Consider the following 16,207-nt stretch of genomic DNA (forward strand, 5'->3'; position numbering starts at 1 on the left):
TCTACATCGGTTTTTTTTATTAAATTTGGAGATCAATTCTATAAACAATTTTTAATAATAGATAAACTGTAATAATGGACAGATTTTCATTCCTAAACGCAGCTCATTCTCAACTAATTGAGGATTTATACCAACAGTACTTAAAATACCCAGACTCTTTAGAACCATCATGGAAGGCCTTTTTTCAAGGGTTTGATTTCGCTTTAGAGAATTATGGTGATGATAATGATATTCAGTATATTCAGGCTTCAGCCAATGCAACACCAGCAGTACAGCAAATTTCTCAAGCAGCCGCAAGTGGAGAAGTGCCGGAACATATTAGGAAAGAGTTTAAGGTGGTAAACCTTATTGAAGCGTATAGGACTAGAGGTCATTTGTTCACAAAAACAAATCCTGTTAGAGAAAGAAGACATTATACTCCTACACTAGACATTGAAAACTTTGGTCTAAGTAAGGATGATTTAAATACTAAATTTAACTGTGCAGTAGAGACGGGTATGAAAGGTCCTGCGACTTTAAAAGACCTGATTATACACCTGGAACATATTTATTGTGACTCTATTGGTGTAGAATATATGCATATTAATAATGTTGAGGAAAAAGATTTTATCAAACAATGGTTACAAGTAAATGAAAATCATCCAAATCTTTCTGCAAATGAGAAAACTGAAATTTTATTAAAGTTAAATCAAGCAGTTGCATTTGAAAATTATTTACACACGAAATTTGTTGGACAAAAAAGATTCTCCTTGGAAGGTGGTGAAACATTGATTCCTGCTCTGGATCAGTTGATTTCAAGATCTTCTCAGTTGGGTGTAGATGAGGTAGTGTTAGGAATGGCTCACAGAGGAAGATTGAATGTATTGTCTAATATTTTTGGAAAATCGTATAAGCAGATTTTTTCTGAATTTGAAGGAAAAGAATTTGAGGAAGATGTATTTTCCGGAGACGTTAAATATCATTTAGGGTCATCTAAAAAAATTAAAACAGCTTCTGGAGAAGAAGTTTCTATCAACTTAACACCTAATCCATCCCACTTGGAAACCGTAGCAGCTCTTGTGGAAGGTATTTGTCGTGCAAAAGTTGATGATAAATATAAAGGAGATGCGTCCAAAATATTGCCTATTGTTATTCATGGTGATGGCGCAATAGCAGGGCAAGGAATAGCCTATGAAGTTGCTCAAATGATGACTTTGGAAGGCTATAGAACAGGAGGAACAGTTCATATAGTAGTAAATAACCAAGTTTCATTTACAACGAACTATATGGATGCTAGATCTTCAACATATTGTACAGATATTGCTAAAGTAACAGAATCACCTGTAATGCACGTTAATGCTGATGATGCAGAAGCAGTAGTACATGCTATCCATTTTGCTGCAGATTTCAGAGCTAAATTTGGGAAAGATGTTTATATCGATCTATTAGGATATAGAAAATATGGACACAATGAAGGAGATGAACCGAGATTTACTCAACCTAACTTATATAAATTAATTTCTAAACATCCTAATCCGAGAGAAATTTATAAAGATAAGCTTCTTAAGGACAGTGTAACGTCTAATGATGTTATTAAAAAGATGGAAGTTGATTTCAAAGCACTTTTGGATAAAGACTTTGATGCATCTAAAGAAATTGAGAAAAATGCGATGGATATTTTCATGGCAGAAGACTGGATGAATTATCCTATAGGTAAAAGAGGAGCTGTACAATTACCCGTTGATACTAGATATGACTTAGCTAAGTTAAAAGAGTTAGCAATCAAAATGTCTACACTTCCGGCGGATAAAAAATTCATCAATAAAATCACTAGATTATTTGAAAACCGTCTTAAAGCGATTGAAGGAAATTCTCTAGATTGGGCTTTAGGGGAATGGCTGGCTTATGCTACTCTTCTTGTAGAGGGTAATAATATAAGACTTTCGGGAGAAGATGTGGAAAGAGGAACTTTTTCTCATAGACATGCAGTAGTTAAAACAGAAGATACAGAAGAAGAATATATTCCATTAAGATATGTTTCGGAAAGTAGATTTGATGTATATAATTCTCACCTTTCAGAATATGGAGTTTTAGGGTTTGATTATGGATATGCAATGACTTCACCTAATACCTTAACGATTTGGGAAGCACAATTTGGAGATTTTGTAAATGGAGCTCAAATTATCGTAGATCAGTATTTAGCCGCAGCTGAAGAAAAATGGAAAATTCAGAATGGATTAGTAATGCTATTGCCACATGGTTCGGAAGGTCAAGGAGCGGAGCACTCTTCTGCAAGGCTAGAAAGATTCTTAACACTTTGCGCGAATGAAAATATGGTGGTTGCCAATATTACTTCTCCAGCAAACTATTTTCATTTGTTGAGAAGACAGTTAAAGTGGCCATTCAGAAAACCACTTATCGTGATGAGTCCAAAATCTTTATTAAGACATCCTAAAGTGGTATCTCCACTAGAAGATTTCGCTAATGGTTCATTCCAACCGATTTTAGATGATCCTACAGCAAATCCTAAAAAGATAGAAAAGCTAGTTCTTTGCTCAGGTAAATTATACTTTGAATTATTAGCTAAAAAAGAAGAGCTTAATGCTGAAAATATAGCCTTAATTAGATTCGAACAATTGTATCCACTTCAAACAGATGCAATTGAAGCTATTTTTAATAAGTATGAAAATAGAAAACAATTAATTTGGGCTCAGGAAGAACCAGAAAATATGGGAGCTTGGTCATATATCTTAAGAAATTTCAGAGAAACAGGAATTCAGGTAGTAGCACCTGTACCAAGTGGAGCACCTGCTCCAGGAAGTCATAAAATGTTTGAAAAGAACCAAAATATGGTTATCAATAGAGTATTTGATAGAAATGACGCTCCTGTTAAAAGACCGGTTACTGCTTAATCAATTATAATAATCAATTAAAAAATAAAAAATTCTCAATATGTCAGTTTTAGAAATGAAAGTTCCTTCACCGGGCGAATCAATTACAGAAGTTGAAATTGCAACTTGGCTTGTGAAAGATGGTGATTATGTAGAAAAGGATCAACCAATTGCTGAGGTAGATTCAGATAAAGCAACTCTTGAATTGCCAGCTGAACAAAGTGGTATTATTACACTAAAAGCAGAAGAAGGAGATGTAGTACAAGTAGGTCAGGTTGTTTGTTTAATTGATATGGATGCTGCAAAACCTGAAGGAAGTAGTTCTTCCGCTGCTGAAGCTCCAAAGCAGGAAGCTCCTAAAGTGGCAGAGCCTGTTAAGCAAGAAACCCCAAAACCGGTTGAATCTGCGAGTACTCAGACATATGCCACAGGAACACCATCTCCGGCTGCCAAAAAAATTCTAGATGAAAAAGGAATGAATGCAGGACAAGTTTCTGGAAGTGGGAGAGATGGTAGAATTACTAAAACAGATGCAGAATTAGCTGCTGTTCCAGCAATGGGAGGAAGCTCAGCCACGACTACAGGTTCTCGATCTACAACAACAACTAAACTTTCTGTTCTTAGGAGAAAATTGGCTTCAAGATTAGTTTCTGTAAAGAATGAAACAGCAATGTTGACAACATTTAATGAAGTTGATATGTCAGAAATTTTCAGAATCAGAAAACAATATAAAGATGAGTTTGCTCAAAAACATGGTATAGGCCTTGGGTTTATGTCATTCTTCACAAAAGCAGTTACCAGAGCATTACAAATGTATCCTGATGTAAATGCATCTATTGATGGAGATTTTAAAGTAAACTATGATTTTTGTGATATTTCGGTTGCTGTTTCAGGACCTAAAGGATTAATGGTGCCTGTGCTAAGAAATGCAGAGAACATGACCTTCAGAGGAGTTGAGGCTAATATCAAAAATCTAGCTGAAAAAGTAAGAGACGGTAAAATTACAGTGGATGAAATGACGGGAGGTACCTTTACAGTAACAAACGGTGGAGTATTTGGATCGATGCTATCGACTCCTATTATTAATCCTCCTCAATCTGCTATTTTAGGAATGCACAACATTATTCAGAGACCAGTAGCAGTTGATGGGCAAGTTGTTATTCGCCCAATGATGTATGTAGCAATGTCATATGACCATAGAATTATTGATGGTAGAGAGTCTGTAGGATTCTTAGTAGCTGTTAAAGAAGGTATCGATAATCCTGTTGAAGTTTTAATGGGAGGAGATGAAAGAAAAGCTCTTGAATTATAAAAATTAAAATAAATATAATTTATCTTTACAATCTCGCCTTAAAAGGCGAGATTTTTGTATATATTTGAATAAAAATACAATAATGATGTTTTCAAAAATTACCTCAAATATCAGAGTTTCAGTAACACCTGAATATGATAGTAAAAATAGCTATCCTTCTGAGAACCGATATGTTTTCAAGTACAATATTACGATTGAAAACAAAGGAGATTTTCCTGTAAAAATTCTAAAAAGAAAATGGTTAATCTTTGATGTTGGCTTCGGATATACGGAAATTATTGGAGATGGAGTCATTGGTTTGACCCCGGAGATACCTATAGGAGAAAGTTTTGCTTATTTTTCCAATGTGATGCTTCGCTCTGGAGTAGGAAATATGGGTGGAAAATACCTTGTTAAGAATATGAATACTCAAGAGGATTTTGAAATAGATATCCCAAAATTTAATCTATTGTCAGAGGTATTGAGTAATTAAGTTTACATTTTTTCATCTTGATATTATTTACATAAGTGAGTATGATATAAAGTCGTACATAGAAAGTGTATATATTATTGTACGGTTAGTGGAGTTAGTTTTTTAATCTCTATCTAAAATTTATATATTAATAAAAATAGAAGTATGATTTAAAGTTTTTTAATTTTAGATTTCATATTTTCATATAATTCTTCATTCCTTGTAAGAAATAGCTTTTCTAAGGCCAATAAAGATATTTTTGCACATACTTCAGCGTCATCACCCGCTCTATGATGGTTAAATTTGATCTGATGATATTCTGCTAAATGTTTTAAACCATACTTAGGAAGGTAATTCCAAGATTTTTTAGCAAGTTGAATGCTGCATAAATATTGTAATTTTGGTGTAAATATACCATAATGATCTAAACATCCCTTTAAAACAGAAGCATCAAAACTAGCATTGTGAGCAATGATTAAAGTACCATATAGCATTTCTTCTATTTCATTCCAAATTTCCTCAAATGTAGGTGAATCTTTCACATCCTCTGGTGAAATGCCATGTATATTGATGTTATTCTGATTAAAATAGGGAAAACTAGGTGGTTTAATAAGCCAAGTTTTAGTTTCCACGATCTCAGAATTTTGTACAATACAGATTCCAAATTCGCAAGCAGAATTTCGTTGATGAGTGGCCGTTTCAAAATCTATTGCGCAGAAATCCATTATCTTGGTATTTGTGTAGTTAGAGTATTTATTGAATATATTTTAAAAATTACTATTTAAGCGCTAGGAAATGTTTAAAAATAAGCCATTTTGTACTATAATAACCTTTTATTTGGCGACTCTGCCGACGTTCTAACGTTCCTTTAAATTGTGCATAAAATGCAAAATGTGCTCTAATTACGGCCCATACATGAGAAAATCCATTTTTAACCCCCAAATAAATTCCTGCAACTCCATCTAAGCAAAGTCTAAGAAATAAGATCCAGATTAGATTTGGAAAAGGCAAGTTTTTAAGTATCATTGACAGATTATTTCGGATATTTAGATATGTTTTTTGGGGATTTTGTTTATTTAATGTTCCTCCTCCTACATGGTAAACACTAGATTTCCCAGTATAAAAAATTTTTTTTCCAGAATTAATTAACCTCCAACAAAGATCAATTTCTTCCTGGTGAGCGAAGAACCTTTCATCAAATCCATTTTGCTCCCAAAAATCCTTAGATTTTATAAACAAACAACATCCTGAAGCCCAAAATATCTCTGTTTCATCATCATATTGACCATTGTCTTTCTCTAAATCATCAAAAATTCTTCCTCTACAATAAGGATAACCTAAATTATCTATTAAACCACCTCCGGCACCCGCGAACTCAAAATAACCTTTATTATTAAAAGATAATATTTTAGGCTGGATAGCAGCAATATTAACGTCTTGTGAAAATAACTCTAAAACGGGATCAATCCAGTTTTCTGTGACTTCCACATCTGAATTAAGAAGACAGTAATATTCATTTTTAATTTCCTTTAACCCCTGATTATACCCACCAGCAAATCCATAATTTTGATCATTAATAATAATCTGAACAGAAGGAAAAGTATGTTGTAAAAATGATACCGAATCATCTGTAGAGGAATTATCAATAATATAAATATCAGAATTGGGCGAAAACTGAATTACTTTTGGAAGAAATTTTTCGAGCCAGCTTTTTCCATTCCAGTTGAGTATAGCAATAGCTAATTTGTTCTGCATTATATTATTATTTTTCGGAATCAAAAGTCTTAATAGAATTTTGATATTTCCATTTTCTATGAGACCAAAGATAATTATCCGGATGTTTATGCAATGTATTTTCTAATAGACTATGAAATTTTATGACTACTTCATGCTCGGTAAACTTTTCGCCATCAGGATAAATTCGATGATAATTTACTTGATAATATCCTCGTTTTACTTTTTTCATTTCACAGTAAATGAATACAAGATCCATTCGTGTGGCAAGTTTGTCATACCCAATAAAAGCGGGGGTTTTTTGATTAAGAAAAGTTAAACCATAATTTACATGTGAAAAATGAGGTGTCTGATCAGCAACAAACATATAAGCAGAATCACCATTATTTTTTGACCGGAAAATATTAAGAATAACTTCATTAGCCTCTAGAGCTTCATTTCCAAATTTGTTCCGAACTTTTTTCATCTGGTTTTCCCAAAAATCATTATTTACTTTTCTATAAACAGGGTGACAATGTTTTTGTGGAATAACCTTAGCTAAAGCATTGATCCATTCCCAATTAAATACATGACCTGCCAATAAAATTATATTTTTACCTTCTGCCTTTGCTTCATGAAATAAATGCTGATTGATATGCTGCATTCTAACTCGGGATTCTATCTCCGATATACTAAATGATTTTACAGTTTCAACAAGATAATCTGAAAAATTTCGATAAAATTTCTTTCTTATTTCTGCAATTTCTTCATTGGATTTATTGGGAAAAGAGTTTTTAAGATTTTCTGTGATTACTTTTTTTCGGTATCTAATAAAATAGTAATTCAAAAAGAAAATGATATCTGAAAATATATATAATATTTTCAGAGGTAGTTTAGAAATTAGATATAATATTTTTATTAGAAAATTCATAAAGAATGCAAATTTAATGATAATAAAAATATAGTTTCATTTTTGTAAGTATTATTTTTTTTTATCTTTATAATATGAAAAAACTGTTATCATTAGCGTCTCTTGTATTAGCCATTATAGTATATTCTCAGGATAAAACTAATAATGAGATAAAAGACTCAGGAGATAAGTCTCTGTTGATTAAAACAGATCACGCTGAGTTGCAAGCAAAAAAATCAGCAGCCGAAGAAAAAACGAAATTACCGAAACCATATAATCCTAAAGCAGATGCACAATCAGATATTCGTGCATTAATAGCTAAAGCTAAAGTCGAAAATAAGAATATTATGATTCAGGCAGGGGGAAATTGGTGCATTTGGTGTTTACGTTTTAATGATTTTGTCCAGAAAACCCCAGAGTTGAAAAATACAGTAGATTCTAATTACTTATATTATCATTTAAATTTTTCTCCAGATAATAAGAATGAAAAGATTTTTGCTGAATATGGAAATCCCGGAGAAAAGTTTGGTTATCCTGTATTTATTATATTGGATAATAACGGAAAGCTAATTCATGTACAGCCAAGCGAAGTATTGGAAGAAGGTAATGGGTATAGCTTAGAAAAAGTAAAAGATTTTTTCAAAAGTTGGACACCTAAATCATAATATTAAAACCGGATTTTTTCCGGTTTTATTTTTAAAGAATTTTCTTAATCCATGACAGTTTTTTCTCAGAATACGGAGGATATTTAATGTTAGGTTCACCCCATGTTACCCTTTCTAAAATAGGTTTTTGATGTGAAAATGCTTCAAAACCAAACTTTCCATGATATCTTCCCATACCAGAACTACCCACTCCTCCAAATGGTAAGTTTTTATTTCCTAAATGCATAATTACATCATTGATACAACCTCCTCCAAAAGAGAATCTTTCAAGGAAAGCTTTTTTTTCTTTGGAATCATCACTAAATAGATAGGCTGAAAGGGGTTTTTCTAATTCTAAAAGGCTATTTATCATAGAATTAAAATCATTAAAAGTTAAAACAGGTAATAGAGGTCCAAAAATTTCTTCTTGCATGATGGGATCGTTCCAATCAATATCAGTTAAAACGGTAGGTTCTATATAGAGTTTTGGATTATTATATTTTCCTCCTAAATATACTTTGTTTTTATCAATAAGATTGATTAATCTTACAAAGTTTTTTTCATTAATGATTTTAGTATAATGTATAGAATTAGCTTCATACTTAAATTTATCAATATATTTTTTAAGAATCTTTAAAAATTGTCCACGAATGGATTCATGAACTAATAAATAATCTGGGGCAACGCACGTTTGTCCGGCATTTAAAAATTTCCCCCAAATAATCCGTTTAGCGGCTACCTCCAAATTTGCATTTTTAGAGATAATTACAGGAGATTTTCCTCCTAATTCCAAGGTCACGGGGGTAAGGTTTTCTGCGGCAGCTTTATACACAATTTTGCCTACTTTTGTACTTCCAGTAAAAAATATTTTGTCAAATTTAAGTTTTAACAATTCAGTAGTTTCCTCTATGCCGCCTTCGTATACATGCAAGTATTCGGAAGGAAAACTTGCATTAATGAGTTTAGACATTGCTTTCATTGTATTTTCAGCAATCTCACTTGGCTTTAGTATACAACAATTTCCTGCGGCTAATGCTGCGATGATTGGAGACAAAGATAATTGGTAAGGATAATTCCAGGCTCCTATAACAAGAATACAACCAAGAGGTTCAGAATAAATTTTACTATTCCCCAATTGGTTAGACAGATTGGTTTTTACTTTTTGGGGTTTAGAAAGAGATTTTAAGTTTTTCAAATAATAATCAATATCATTTAGAACGAAGGATATTTCTGTTGTAAATGTATCAAATTTTGATTTTCCAAAATCTTTATATATAGCCTCACAAAGAAAGTCTTGATTGTTAATAATCAGTTCACGTAACTTTTCAAGATTTGTTTTTCTAAATTGGATGTTTAGAGGATTAGGTGTTTTTGAAAACTCTTTTTGAGCTTGTAAAATATTTTGGATTTGCATATCCAAATTTAATATTTTTTATGAAAAAGATGATAAATCGGGCTTGATTTATTTTATTTAGTCTCTAAAATAAAAATTAATTAGTCTTATAAGTTTGCCATAATGAACTTACTAAATGAACTATGAGCTTTAGTACTTTGTTTGTGCATGTAATCATATTATGCTCATAAGAAAAAACCACTTCAATTGAAGTGGTTTTATATGATTAGAATTTTTACTCTAATTATGGGGTAATCTTAAGCTTCTTCAGATTTAGCCTCCTCTTTCTTTGCAGCAGGAGCAGCTACAACTGGAGCATCAGATACGATATCAAATTCGTAGTTATACTCAACATTTCTGTGTAATCTGATATTTGCAGTTACTTTACCAGTTCTTTTGATAGTGTTTCCTGGAATTTTGATATACTTCTTTTCTACAGAAACTCCAGCTTTTGCAAGAGCAGCAGAAAGATCTGCATTGTTGATAGATCCGAATAATTTATCACCAGAACCTACTTTTGCAGGAATAGTAACAGCTGTTTTCTTTAATTGTTCAACTACAGTATTTGCAGCAGCAATTAATTTAGCTTCTTCTTCTTTTCTAGCCTCTAAAGTCGCTTCTAAAGCAGCTTTATTTTTTGGAGTAGCTAAAAGTGCAAATCCTTGAGGAATCAAGAAATTTCTTGCATAACCAGGCTTTACGCTTACTGTATCAAACTCAAGACCTAAGTTTTCTACGTCTTTTTTTAGAATAATATCCATTGTTGTTGTCCGTTTTTTAGTTTTAGAAAGAGAAAAGAACAAAGAAAAGACAAATGCCTTAAAAATTATTTCTTTCCTTTAATCTAAAAATCGTTAGAATTAATTATTTATTCAGCAACAAAAAGCCAAAAGAAGACTAATGGCTAATTGTAATGTAATTTTTATTTTAAAAGATCCGCTACATACGGCATCAAAGCAAGATGTCTTGCTCTTTTGATAGCAGCAGAAACTTTTCTTTGATATTTTAAAGAAGTTCCTGTATATCTTCTTGGCAAAATTTTACCTTGTTCGTTTACGAATTGTAATAAGAAATCTGCATCCTTATAATCAACATGCTTAATTCCAAATTTTTTGAATCTACAATATTTTTTTTCAGATTTTGTATTGATATCAAGTGGAGTAAGGAATTTTACTTCTGATTCTCCTCCGGCTGAGGCTTGTTTAGCCATTTCATCTATTGCCATGTCTTCTCTTTTTTTAAATTGGGTTAATTAATTAAGCTTTAGCTGATTTTACTTTAGTTCTTCTTGTAACAGCGTACTCTACAGCATGCTTATCAAGTTTTGTAGTAAGGTAACGAATTACTCTTTCATCACGTTTAAATGCTAATTCTAAATCAGCAACTACAGTACCTTCACCTTTAAACTCTATTAGAGTATAGAATCCATTCTTTTTTAATTGGATTGGGTAAGCTAATTTTTTTAATCCCCAGTTTTCTTTAGCAACGATTTCGCAGTTCTTTTCTTTTATAAGATCTTCAAATTTTTTCACTGCTTCCTCCACCTGCGCATCAGATAGAACGGGAGTTAAAATGAAAACAGTCTCGTAATTGTTCATAATGTTAAATGAATTTGTTAATTATTTCAAGCCGCAAAAGTAGTAATTTTATTTGTAAAATACAATAAATTTCCTTTAATTATAAAAAAATCCGTCTTCACATATTGTGAGACGGATTGTTTGATGTTTTTCGACTTCTTTTTTAATTATTATTTTTACATAAAGGATTCTTTGCCGATGTGTAAAATTAGTCTTAGTATTATTTTTTTATAATCTTGGTCGATTGCTTTCCTTGCTCTGTTTGTGCAGATAAGATATACGTTCCGGAAGCAAGTTTGGAGAGGTCAAGACTGAAATTACTATTATTAATTTCAGATTTTAAAACTTCTCGTCCTATCATATCAAAAACAATAATGTCTTTAACAAAAGTTTTAGAATCTACTTTTAAAACATCTGTAACAGGGTTGGGATGTACTCTAAATAGAGTTTCCTTTTTATTGGTTTCATTTACAGAAAGCGCAGCTGTTACATTTACGGTATAATCTTCCGCTTGTCCATAGTCAGCTCCCATACAAGGATCAGAAAGATCTATTGTTCCAAATATTTTTTTTACTCTCATTCTTGTATTACCCAGGGTAGCTCCAGGAGGAACATTAATAGTATGTTGAGCTTGAACGTTATCTATTCCTGTAGAATTAACAATAGTTTGAGTAACTAAATAAACTTCTTGATTATCATTGAGAATGCCATTTTGATTCCAGTCAATAAATACGGCAAATCGGTTGGTATAATTCCCAACTGTATTTCCTTTTAGAGTAATCGTGTAAGATTCATCTTGGGCAACACTTGCAATTTGCGATAGAAAGTTTTCATGATGAATTCCCATATATTCATTCCCATCAGTGACATTATTGATGCCAGCGAAATTTACTAAAGTAATAGGTTCATCTCCATCACTGAAACCGTCGTTAAAGACTAAAGGGCCACAATAAGAAACAGGGGGTTGAACAAATGTATAATCTACTTTAATATTATCTACTAGTAATAGAAAATTGTCATAATTATTATTTACAAAAGCAAATCTAACATTTTGTCCTATGTATGAACTCAAGTTTACAGCCCTACTTGTCCAATAAGGAGTTTCACCTGTAGAATTATAAAGCTCTACAGTAAAATCGGCTATTGTATTTCCACCATTCGGAGCGAGCATTACCTTATATCCATCGGGATAGTCATCATCTTGAGCTTTGGCATCCCAATATAGAGTGGGAGAGGCTCCAGAAATGTTTATTTGTGGGGAGATTAGCCAGTCATTAGATGTTCCTGCGGGACTGTACCATGAAGTACTCATTGCAGCATAATTTCCTGCCGGGCCACCAAAACCACCATCAACACCATCTCTATCAATTCGATTCCATCCATTAGTGATAAAAGAAACACCATTAGCGGGTGTTAAGCCATCTCCGTCAATTATTGTCCAGGCTGCTATGCCGGGACCGTTTCCATCGAAGTTCTCTTGAAATATTTGAGCAAAGCTAAAAATAGGAAGAGAAGAAAGTAATACATTAAGTAAAAGTTTTCTCATAGATTTTACATTTTATGATTATTTTTTTATATAATTATATCAAATTTAAATAAAATATATATTATTTTATTGTATTTTGTTTATTTATTTTACATTGAATTTATATTTTTAAGGATTTTTTTTATTTACCATAAATGAAGTTGACGGATATATGATCGTTTGTAGACTTTAAAACAAAAAATATAAAATAAAAAAAGAGGATGTTGACACAACATCCTCTTATGATTATAAATTATATGAGTTTAAATTTCTGTATTCATATCCCAGTTTTGCAGATAATCATGTACATGTTTTAAGAACATTCCTCCTAAAGAACCATCTACAACTCTATGGTCATAAGAATGAGACATAAACATTAGCTGGCGAATGGCAATAACATCCCCGTCTTTGGTTTCTAGAACAGCAGGTTTTTTTACAATAGCTCCTATTGCTAGAATGGCTACCTGAGGCTGAGGAATAATAGGTGTACCCATTAAATTTCCAAAGCTTCCCACATTAGAAATAGTATATGTGGCTCCTTGAGTATCTTCTGGTCTTAGTTTTTTATTTCGGGCTCTATATGCTAAATCATTAATAGCTTTTGCAAGTCCTGAAAGGGATAATTGGTCGGCATTTTTGATCACAGGAACAATCAAATTTCCATCAGGAAGGGCAGTTGCCATACCAATATTAATATTTTTCTTTTTGATAATATTCTCTCCATTTACAGAAACGTTGATTAAAGGATAATCCTGAATAGCTTTGACTACAGCTTTTACAAATATAGGCATGAAAGTCAACTTTTCTCCTTCTCGTTTTTCGAAAAGATCCTTATGCTTATTTCTCCATTTTACGACATTGGTAACATCGGTTTCAATAAAAGAAGTAACATGAGGTGCTATTTGTTTAGCTTTAACCATGTTTTCAGCAATTATCTTCCTCATTCTATCCATAGGGATGATTTCATCACCTGCAGCTGTAGGAACTATGGAGACTGGATTTACAGTTGGAGTATGAGTGGTCGTAACTGGTGTTGCAGGAGAATTTTGAACAGATTTTGTCCCTCTGTTGTTTATATAAGCTAAAATATCTTCTTTGGTAATTCTACCTTCTAAACCAGTCCCATTAATAGATTTTAATTCGGATTCAGAAATGTTTTCCTGTTGTGCGATTGATTTTACTAATGGTGATAAATATAAATCACCCGAAAACTCTATATGAGAGGCAGCTACTTTTAATGGTTGTTCAATAGCTTGTAATGTTTCAGTATCTGGGGTCGTCGCTGGAGTATCAACTTTCTCTTCTGTAGATGTTGTATTTCCTACAGTTTCTTCAATTTCTAAAATAGCAATGGCTTCACCAACTTTTGCAATCTCGTCTTTCTGTTTCAAGATGGTTACGATTTTCCCTGAAACGGGTGTCGGAACGTCTGAATCTACTTTATCTGTTGCAATTTCTACTACGGAATCATCTTCTCTTACCGTATCACCTTCACTAAATAACCAGGTAATAATTGTAGCTTCCATAACCCCTTCTCCCATGGAAGGAAGCAATAATTTGTATTCTGCCATTTTTAATTTTTAGATTTTGACAAATATATAAAAAAAATCAATTTTTTTATGAAATATTTAATTTCAGAATAATTCAATGTATATTTTTTCGCCCACATTCAGTCCAAATAAAGTTTTTGCACCGTTTTTCTTACTTCCTTTATAAATTGTAAGCTCTAAAAGCTGGCTATCGTTAAAAATAGCAGCTGATTGCCCATGAAATTCAGTTTCTCTTTCCCAATCGGATACTAAGTCAGTATGATGAGAAAAAACTCTTGAAAGTGAAAGATTTCTGAATTTGATAATAAAACTTTCATATCCCTTGCTGATATTTTCAAAAAAATCTTTCCCAATATTGGATATGATATTTCCAAAATTATCAATGTAAGTAACTTCTCCAATAATTATTTTCTCAGATTCATTAAAAACCGGTTTTGGAAACATTAATTGTTTTGCTGAATTGATTTTCCTGCCTATAACTTCCGGAAGCCCTCCGTTGGCTAAATGTACAGCAGCTGGAATAAAAAGATCAGTAGATGTAAAGCTGACAATATCATCAAATCGGTTATTCAATGTGATTTCATAAATGGCATCAGGCTTAATATCGAAAAAAATTAAACTGAGAATACCATTATCTGCTGCTATAAAATAAGATCCATCAGCTTTGTATAATATATTTTTTCGTGATTTATTATAGAAACTGTCAACGGCAACGACATGAATGGATCCTTTTGGGAAATGTTTATAAGCGTTCCGGATAATATAGGAAGCCTGTATAAGATTAAATGCTTGAATATCGTGAGTGATATCAATGATATTAACCTTTTGATTCAGAGACAGAATTTTTCCTTTCATAGCAGCCACTCTGTAATCTAAATTTCCGAAGTCTGAAGTAAGGGTAATAATTGACATTTAATATTAAAGAAAAGATAGTTTTGCAAATTTATCTAAAAATAAAAGAAAGGCGGAAATATTGTTGATAAGAATTTTATATAAAATTTGGAAAAAAGCTTTAATTTTAAAATCTAAAATAAAAATATTTGCATGTTTGAATTAACATTTGATTTAGAAGATATCGATCCGAAAAACTTCTATGGCGTTAATAACCAATATTTCAACTTAATTAAATCAAGTTTTCCAACCCTTAAAATTACCGGAAGAGATCATCATATATTTGCAATGGGAAATCAAGAAGCTTTGGATATATTTAAACAAAAACTTCATGACATTGTAAAATTTATCTCAAAAAATAATTTTATCGAACTTAAAGATGTTGAAAATATTCTGAATATAAAGGATGAAAATGAAAAGCAATTGATCTTTGATCAGGATATTATTGTAAAAGGTGTCAATGGGAAAATAATTAAAGCTAAAACCACCAATCTTAAAAAACTAGTTAAAGAAACAGAAAAAAAAGATATGGTTTTTGCGATAGGTCCTGCGGGAACTGGGAAAACATATACCAGTGTTGCTTTGGCGGCTAAAGCTTTAAGAGACAAAGAAGTTAAAAGAATTATTTTAACAAGGCCCGCAGTGGAAGCTGGCGAGAGTTTGGGATTTTTACCAGGAGATCTTAAAGAAAAGTTAGATCCATATTTACAGCCCTTATATGATGCACTTCGAGATATGATTCCCCATGAAAAGCTTGAGGGATTTATGGAAAAAAAAATAATTGAAGTAGCTCCTTTGGCTTTTATGAGAGGAAGAACTCTTGATGATGCTTTTGTGATCTTAGATGAAGCCCAGAATACTACCCATTCTCAGATGAAAATGTTTCTTACAAGGATGGGGATGAATGCAAAGTTTATTATTACGGGAGATCCAAGCCAAGTTGATCTACCTAAGCAACAGCAGTCAGGATTGAAAGAAGCTATGAGGATTTTAAAGGATGTAAAAGAAATAGGATTTGTACATCTTACAGAAGAAGATGTGGTAAGGCATCCTATTGTAAAAAAGATAATCCTAGCGTATAACGATGAAGAGAAAAGACTTAGAGACTAAGAGCTTTTTTCTGTATCAAATTATTTTTTAAATTATATACTAATAAGTATCTGAGAATTAATTTTATAGAGCGATTGCTTTAATGCTATCATATTTTGAGGCTGTCTCAAAAGGACAGTCTCTTTTGTTATTTTCAATCAAAAAAGATTTCGATATTTTAATTTTAAAAAAGATCTTGAAAAAAGAAGATATAAGTCAAAAAAGCAGTCTGTTTTAGGCTGCTTTTGACATTTTGTTTAGATTGTGGGCAATTGCGAGTAT

15 protein-coding genes are annotated in these 16,207 nt (G+C 32.1%); 5 read left to right on the forward strand and 10 right to left on the reverse strand.

The genetic code is table 11. From position 1 onward, the window contains the following. Positions 1-74 precede the first annotated feature (74 nt). From CHRY9293_RS10185 to apaG, 3 genes are all read left to right on the forward strand, one after another. Positions 75-2,891, forward strand: a complete 2,817-nt coding sequence (locus CHRY9293_RS10185) for a 2-oxoglutarate dehydrogenase E1 component (protein WP_162032880.1) — start codon at positions 75-77, stop codon at positions 2,889-2,891. Between the two features lie 40 nt (positions 2,892-2,931). Further along, positions 2,932-4,182 carry a 2-oxoglutarate dehydrogenase complex dihydrolipoyllysine-residue succinyltransferase gene (odhB, locus tag CHRY9293_RS10190; RefSeq protein ID WP_162032881.1) on the forward strand — a complete coding sequence of 417 codons (1,251 nt, stop codon included), beginning with the start codon at positions 2,932-2,934 and terminating at the stop codon, positions 4,180-4,182. Positions 4,183-4,264: 82 nt separating this feature from the next. Further along, on the forward strand, positions 4,265-4,654 hold the full coding sequence (apaG, locus tag CHRY9293_RS10195) for a Co2+/Mg2+ efflux protein ApaG (protein ID WP_122636619.1): 390 nt from the start codon (positions 4,265-4,267) through the stop codon (positions 4,652-4,654). A 149-nt stretch (positions 4,655-4,803) separates the two neighbouring features. Here the strand turns inward: apaG and CHRY9293_RS10200 are convergent, their stop codons facing one another. Genes CHRY9293_RS10200 through CHRY9293_RS10210 form a run of 3 tightly spaced genes read right to left on the reverse strand, consistent with a single transcriptional unit; the run spans position 4,804 to position 7,277 of the window. After that, positions 4,804-5,358, reverse strand: coding sequence for a 3'-5' exonuclease (locus CHRY9293_RS10200; protein ID WP_162032882.1), 555 nt, complete (start codon positions 5,356-5,358; stop codon positions 4,804-4,806). Positions 5,359-5,410: 52 nt separating this feature from the next. After that, on the reverse strand, positions 5,411-6,388 hold the full coding sequence (locus CHRY9293_RS10205) for a glycosyltransferase family 2 protein (RefSeq protein ID WP_162032883.1): 978 nt from the start codon (positions 6,386-6,388) through the stop codon (positions 5,411-5,413). Positions 6,389-6,395: 7 nt separating this feature from the next. After that, a complete protein-coding gene (locus CHRY9293_RS10210; protein ID WP_162032884.1) occupies positions 6,396-7,277 on the reverse strand; it encodes a lysophospholipid acyltransferase family protein in 882 nt (293 codons plus the stop codon). 74 nt (positions 7,278-7,351) lie between these two features. Here CHRY9293_RS10210 and CHRY9293_RS10215 point away from each other — a divergent pair, with 74 nt between their 5' ends. After that, positions 7,352-7,921 (forward strand): thioredoxin family protein, encoded by a 570-nt coding sequence (locus tag CHRY9293_RS10215; protein ID WP_162032885.1) that lies wholly within the window; start codon positions 7,352-7,354, stop codon positions 7,919-7,921. Between the two features lie 31 nt (positions 7,922-7,952). Here the strand turns inward: CHRY9293_RS10215 and CHRY9293_RS10220 are convergent, their stop codons facing one another. From CHRY9293_RS10220 to CHRY9293_RS10250, 7 genes are all read right to left on the reverse strand, one after another. After that, positions 7,953-9,314 carry an aldehyde dehydrogenase gene (locus CHRY9293_RS10220; RefSeq protein WP_162032894.1) on the reverse strand — a complete coding sequence of 454 codons (1,362 nt, stop codon included), beginning with the start codon at positions 9,312-9,314 and terminating at the stop codon, positions 7,953-7,955. A 236-nt stretch (positions 9,315-9,550) separates the two neighbouring features. Next, on the reverse strand, positions 9,551-10,054 hold the full coding sequence (gene rplI, locus CHRY9293_RS10225) for a 50S ribosomal protein L9 (protein ID WP_122547495.1): 504 nt from the start codon (positions 10,052-10,054) through the stop codon (positions 9,551-9,553). Between the two features lie 161 nt (positions 10,055-10,215). Continuing rightward, positions 10,216-10,518 (reverse strand): 30S ribosomal protein S18, encoded by a 303-nt coding sequence (rpsR, locus tag CHRY9293_RS10230; RefSeq protein WP_007844708.1) that lies wholly within the window; start codon positions 10,516-10,518, stop codon positions 10,216-10,218. A gap of 31 nt (positions 10,519-10,549) precedes the next feature. Then, the gene (gene rpsF / locus CHRY9293_RS10235; RefSeq protein ID WP_162032886.1) at positions 10,550-10,891 is read right to left on the reverse strand and encodes a 30S ribosomal protein S6; all 342 of its coding nucleotides are present in this window, start codon (positions 10,889-10,891) and stop codon (positions 10,550-10,552) included. 199 nt (positions 10,892-11,090) lie between these two features. After that, entirely contained in the window at positions 11,091-12,416 is a 1,326-nt protein-coding gene (locus CHRY9293_RS10240) for a T9SS-dependent choice-of-anchor J family protein (protein WP_162032887.1), read from the reverse strand. Positions 12,417-12,658: 242 nt separating this feature from the next. Further along, positions 12,659-13,966 (reverse strand): dihydrolipoamide acetyltransferase family protein, encoded by a 1,308-nt coding sequence (locus CHRY9293_RS10245; protein WP_162032888.1) that lies wholly within the window; start codon positions 13,964-13,966, stop codon positions 12,659-12,661. 63 nt (positions 13,967-14,029) lie between these two features. Further along, positions 14,030-14,857: an SAM hydrolase/SAM-dependent halogenase family protein gene (locus CHRY9293_RS10250; protein WP_162032889.1), complete on the reverse strand. Its 828-nt coding sequence runs from the start codon at positions 14,855-14,857 to the stop codon at positions 14,030-14,032. A gap of 132 nt (positions 14,858-14,989) precedes the next feature. On the opposite strand from CHRY9293_RS10250, the gene CHRY9293_RS10255 reads away from it, so the two are divergent. Next, positions 14,990-15,946, forward strand: a complete 957-nt coding sequence (locus tag CHRY9293_RS10255; protein ID WP_162032890.1) for a PhoH family protein — start codon at positions 14,990-14,992, stop codon at positions 15,944-15,946. Positions 15,947-16,207 lie beyond the last annotated feature (261 nt).

It is taken from the genome of Chryseobacterium potabilaquae (genome assembly GCF_902728265.1).
Taxonomy (GTDB): Bacteria; Bacteroidota; Bacteroidia; order Flavobacteriales; family Weeksellaceae; genus Chryseobacterium; species Chryseobacterium potabilaquae.

Bases quoted from the DNA above. Each gene is read 5' to 3' on its own strand.
- CHRY9293_RS10185 (WP_162032880.1), top strand. From the start codon at position 75: ATGGACAGATTTTCATTCCTAAACGCAGCTCATTCTCAACTAATTGAG.
- odhB (WP_162032881.1), top strand. From the start codon at position 2,932: ATGTCAGTTTTAGAAATGAAAGTTCCTTCACCGGGCGAATCAATTACA.
- apaG (WP_122636619.1), top strand. From the start codon at position 4,265: ATGATGTTTTCAAAAATTACCTCAAATATCAGAGTTTCAGTAACACCT.
- CHRY9293_RS10200 (WP_162032882.1), bottom strand. From the start codon at position 5,358: ATGGATTTCTGCGCAATAGATTTTGAAACGGCCACTCATCAACGAAAT.
- CHRY9293_RS10205 (WP_162032883.1), bottom strand. From the start codon at position 6,388: ATGCAGAACAAATTAGCTATTGCTATACTCAACTGGAATGGAAAAAGC.
- CHRY9293_RS10210 (WP_162032884.1), bottom strand. From the start codon at position 7,277: ATGAATTTTCTAATAAAAATATTATATCTAATTTCTAAACTACCTCTG.
- CHRY9293_RS10215 (WP_162032885.1), top strand. From the start codon at position 7,352: ATGAAAAAACTGTTATCATTAGCGTCTCTTGTATTAGCCATTATAGTA.
- CHRY9293_RS10220 (WP_162032894.1), bottom strand. From the start codon at position 9,314: ATGCAAATCCAAAATATTTTACAAGCTCAAAAAGAGTTTTCAAAAACA.
- rplI (WP_122547495.1), bottom strand. From the start codon at position 10,054: ATGGATATTATTCTAAAAAAAGACGTAGAAAACTTAGGTCTTGAGTTT.
- rpsR (WP_007844708.1), bottom strand. From the start codon at position 10,518: ATGGCAATAGATGAAATGGCTAAACAAGCCTCAGCCGGAGGAGAATCA.
- rpsF (WP_162032886.1), bottom strand. From the start codon at position 10,891: ATGAACAATTACGAGACTGTTTTCATTTTAACTCCCGTTCTATCTGAT.
- CHRY9293_RS10240 (WP_162032887.1), bottom strand. From the start codon at position 12,416: ATGAGAAAACTTTTACTTAATGTATTACTTTCTTCTCTTCCTATTTTT.
- CHRY9293_RS10245 (WP_162032888.1), bottom strand. From the start codon at position 13,966: ATGGCAGAATACAAATTATTGCTTCCTTCCATGGGAGAAGGGGTTATG.
- CHRY9293_RS10250 (WP_162032889.1), bottom strand. From the start codon at position 14,857: ATGTCAATTATTACCCTTACTTCAGACTTCGGAAATTTAGATTACAGA.
- CHRY9293_RS10255 (WP_162032890.1), top strand. From the start codon at position 14,990: ATGTTTGAATTAACATTTGATTTAGAAGATATCGATCCGAAAAACTTC.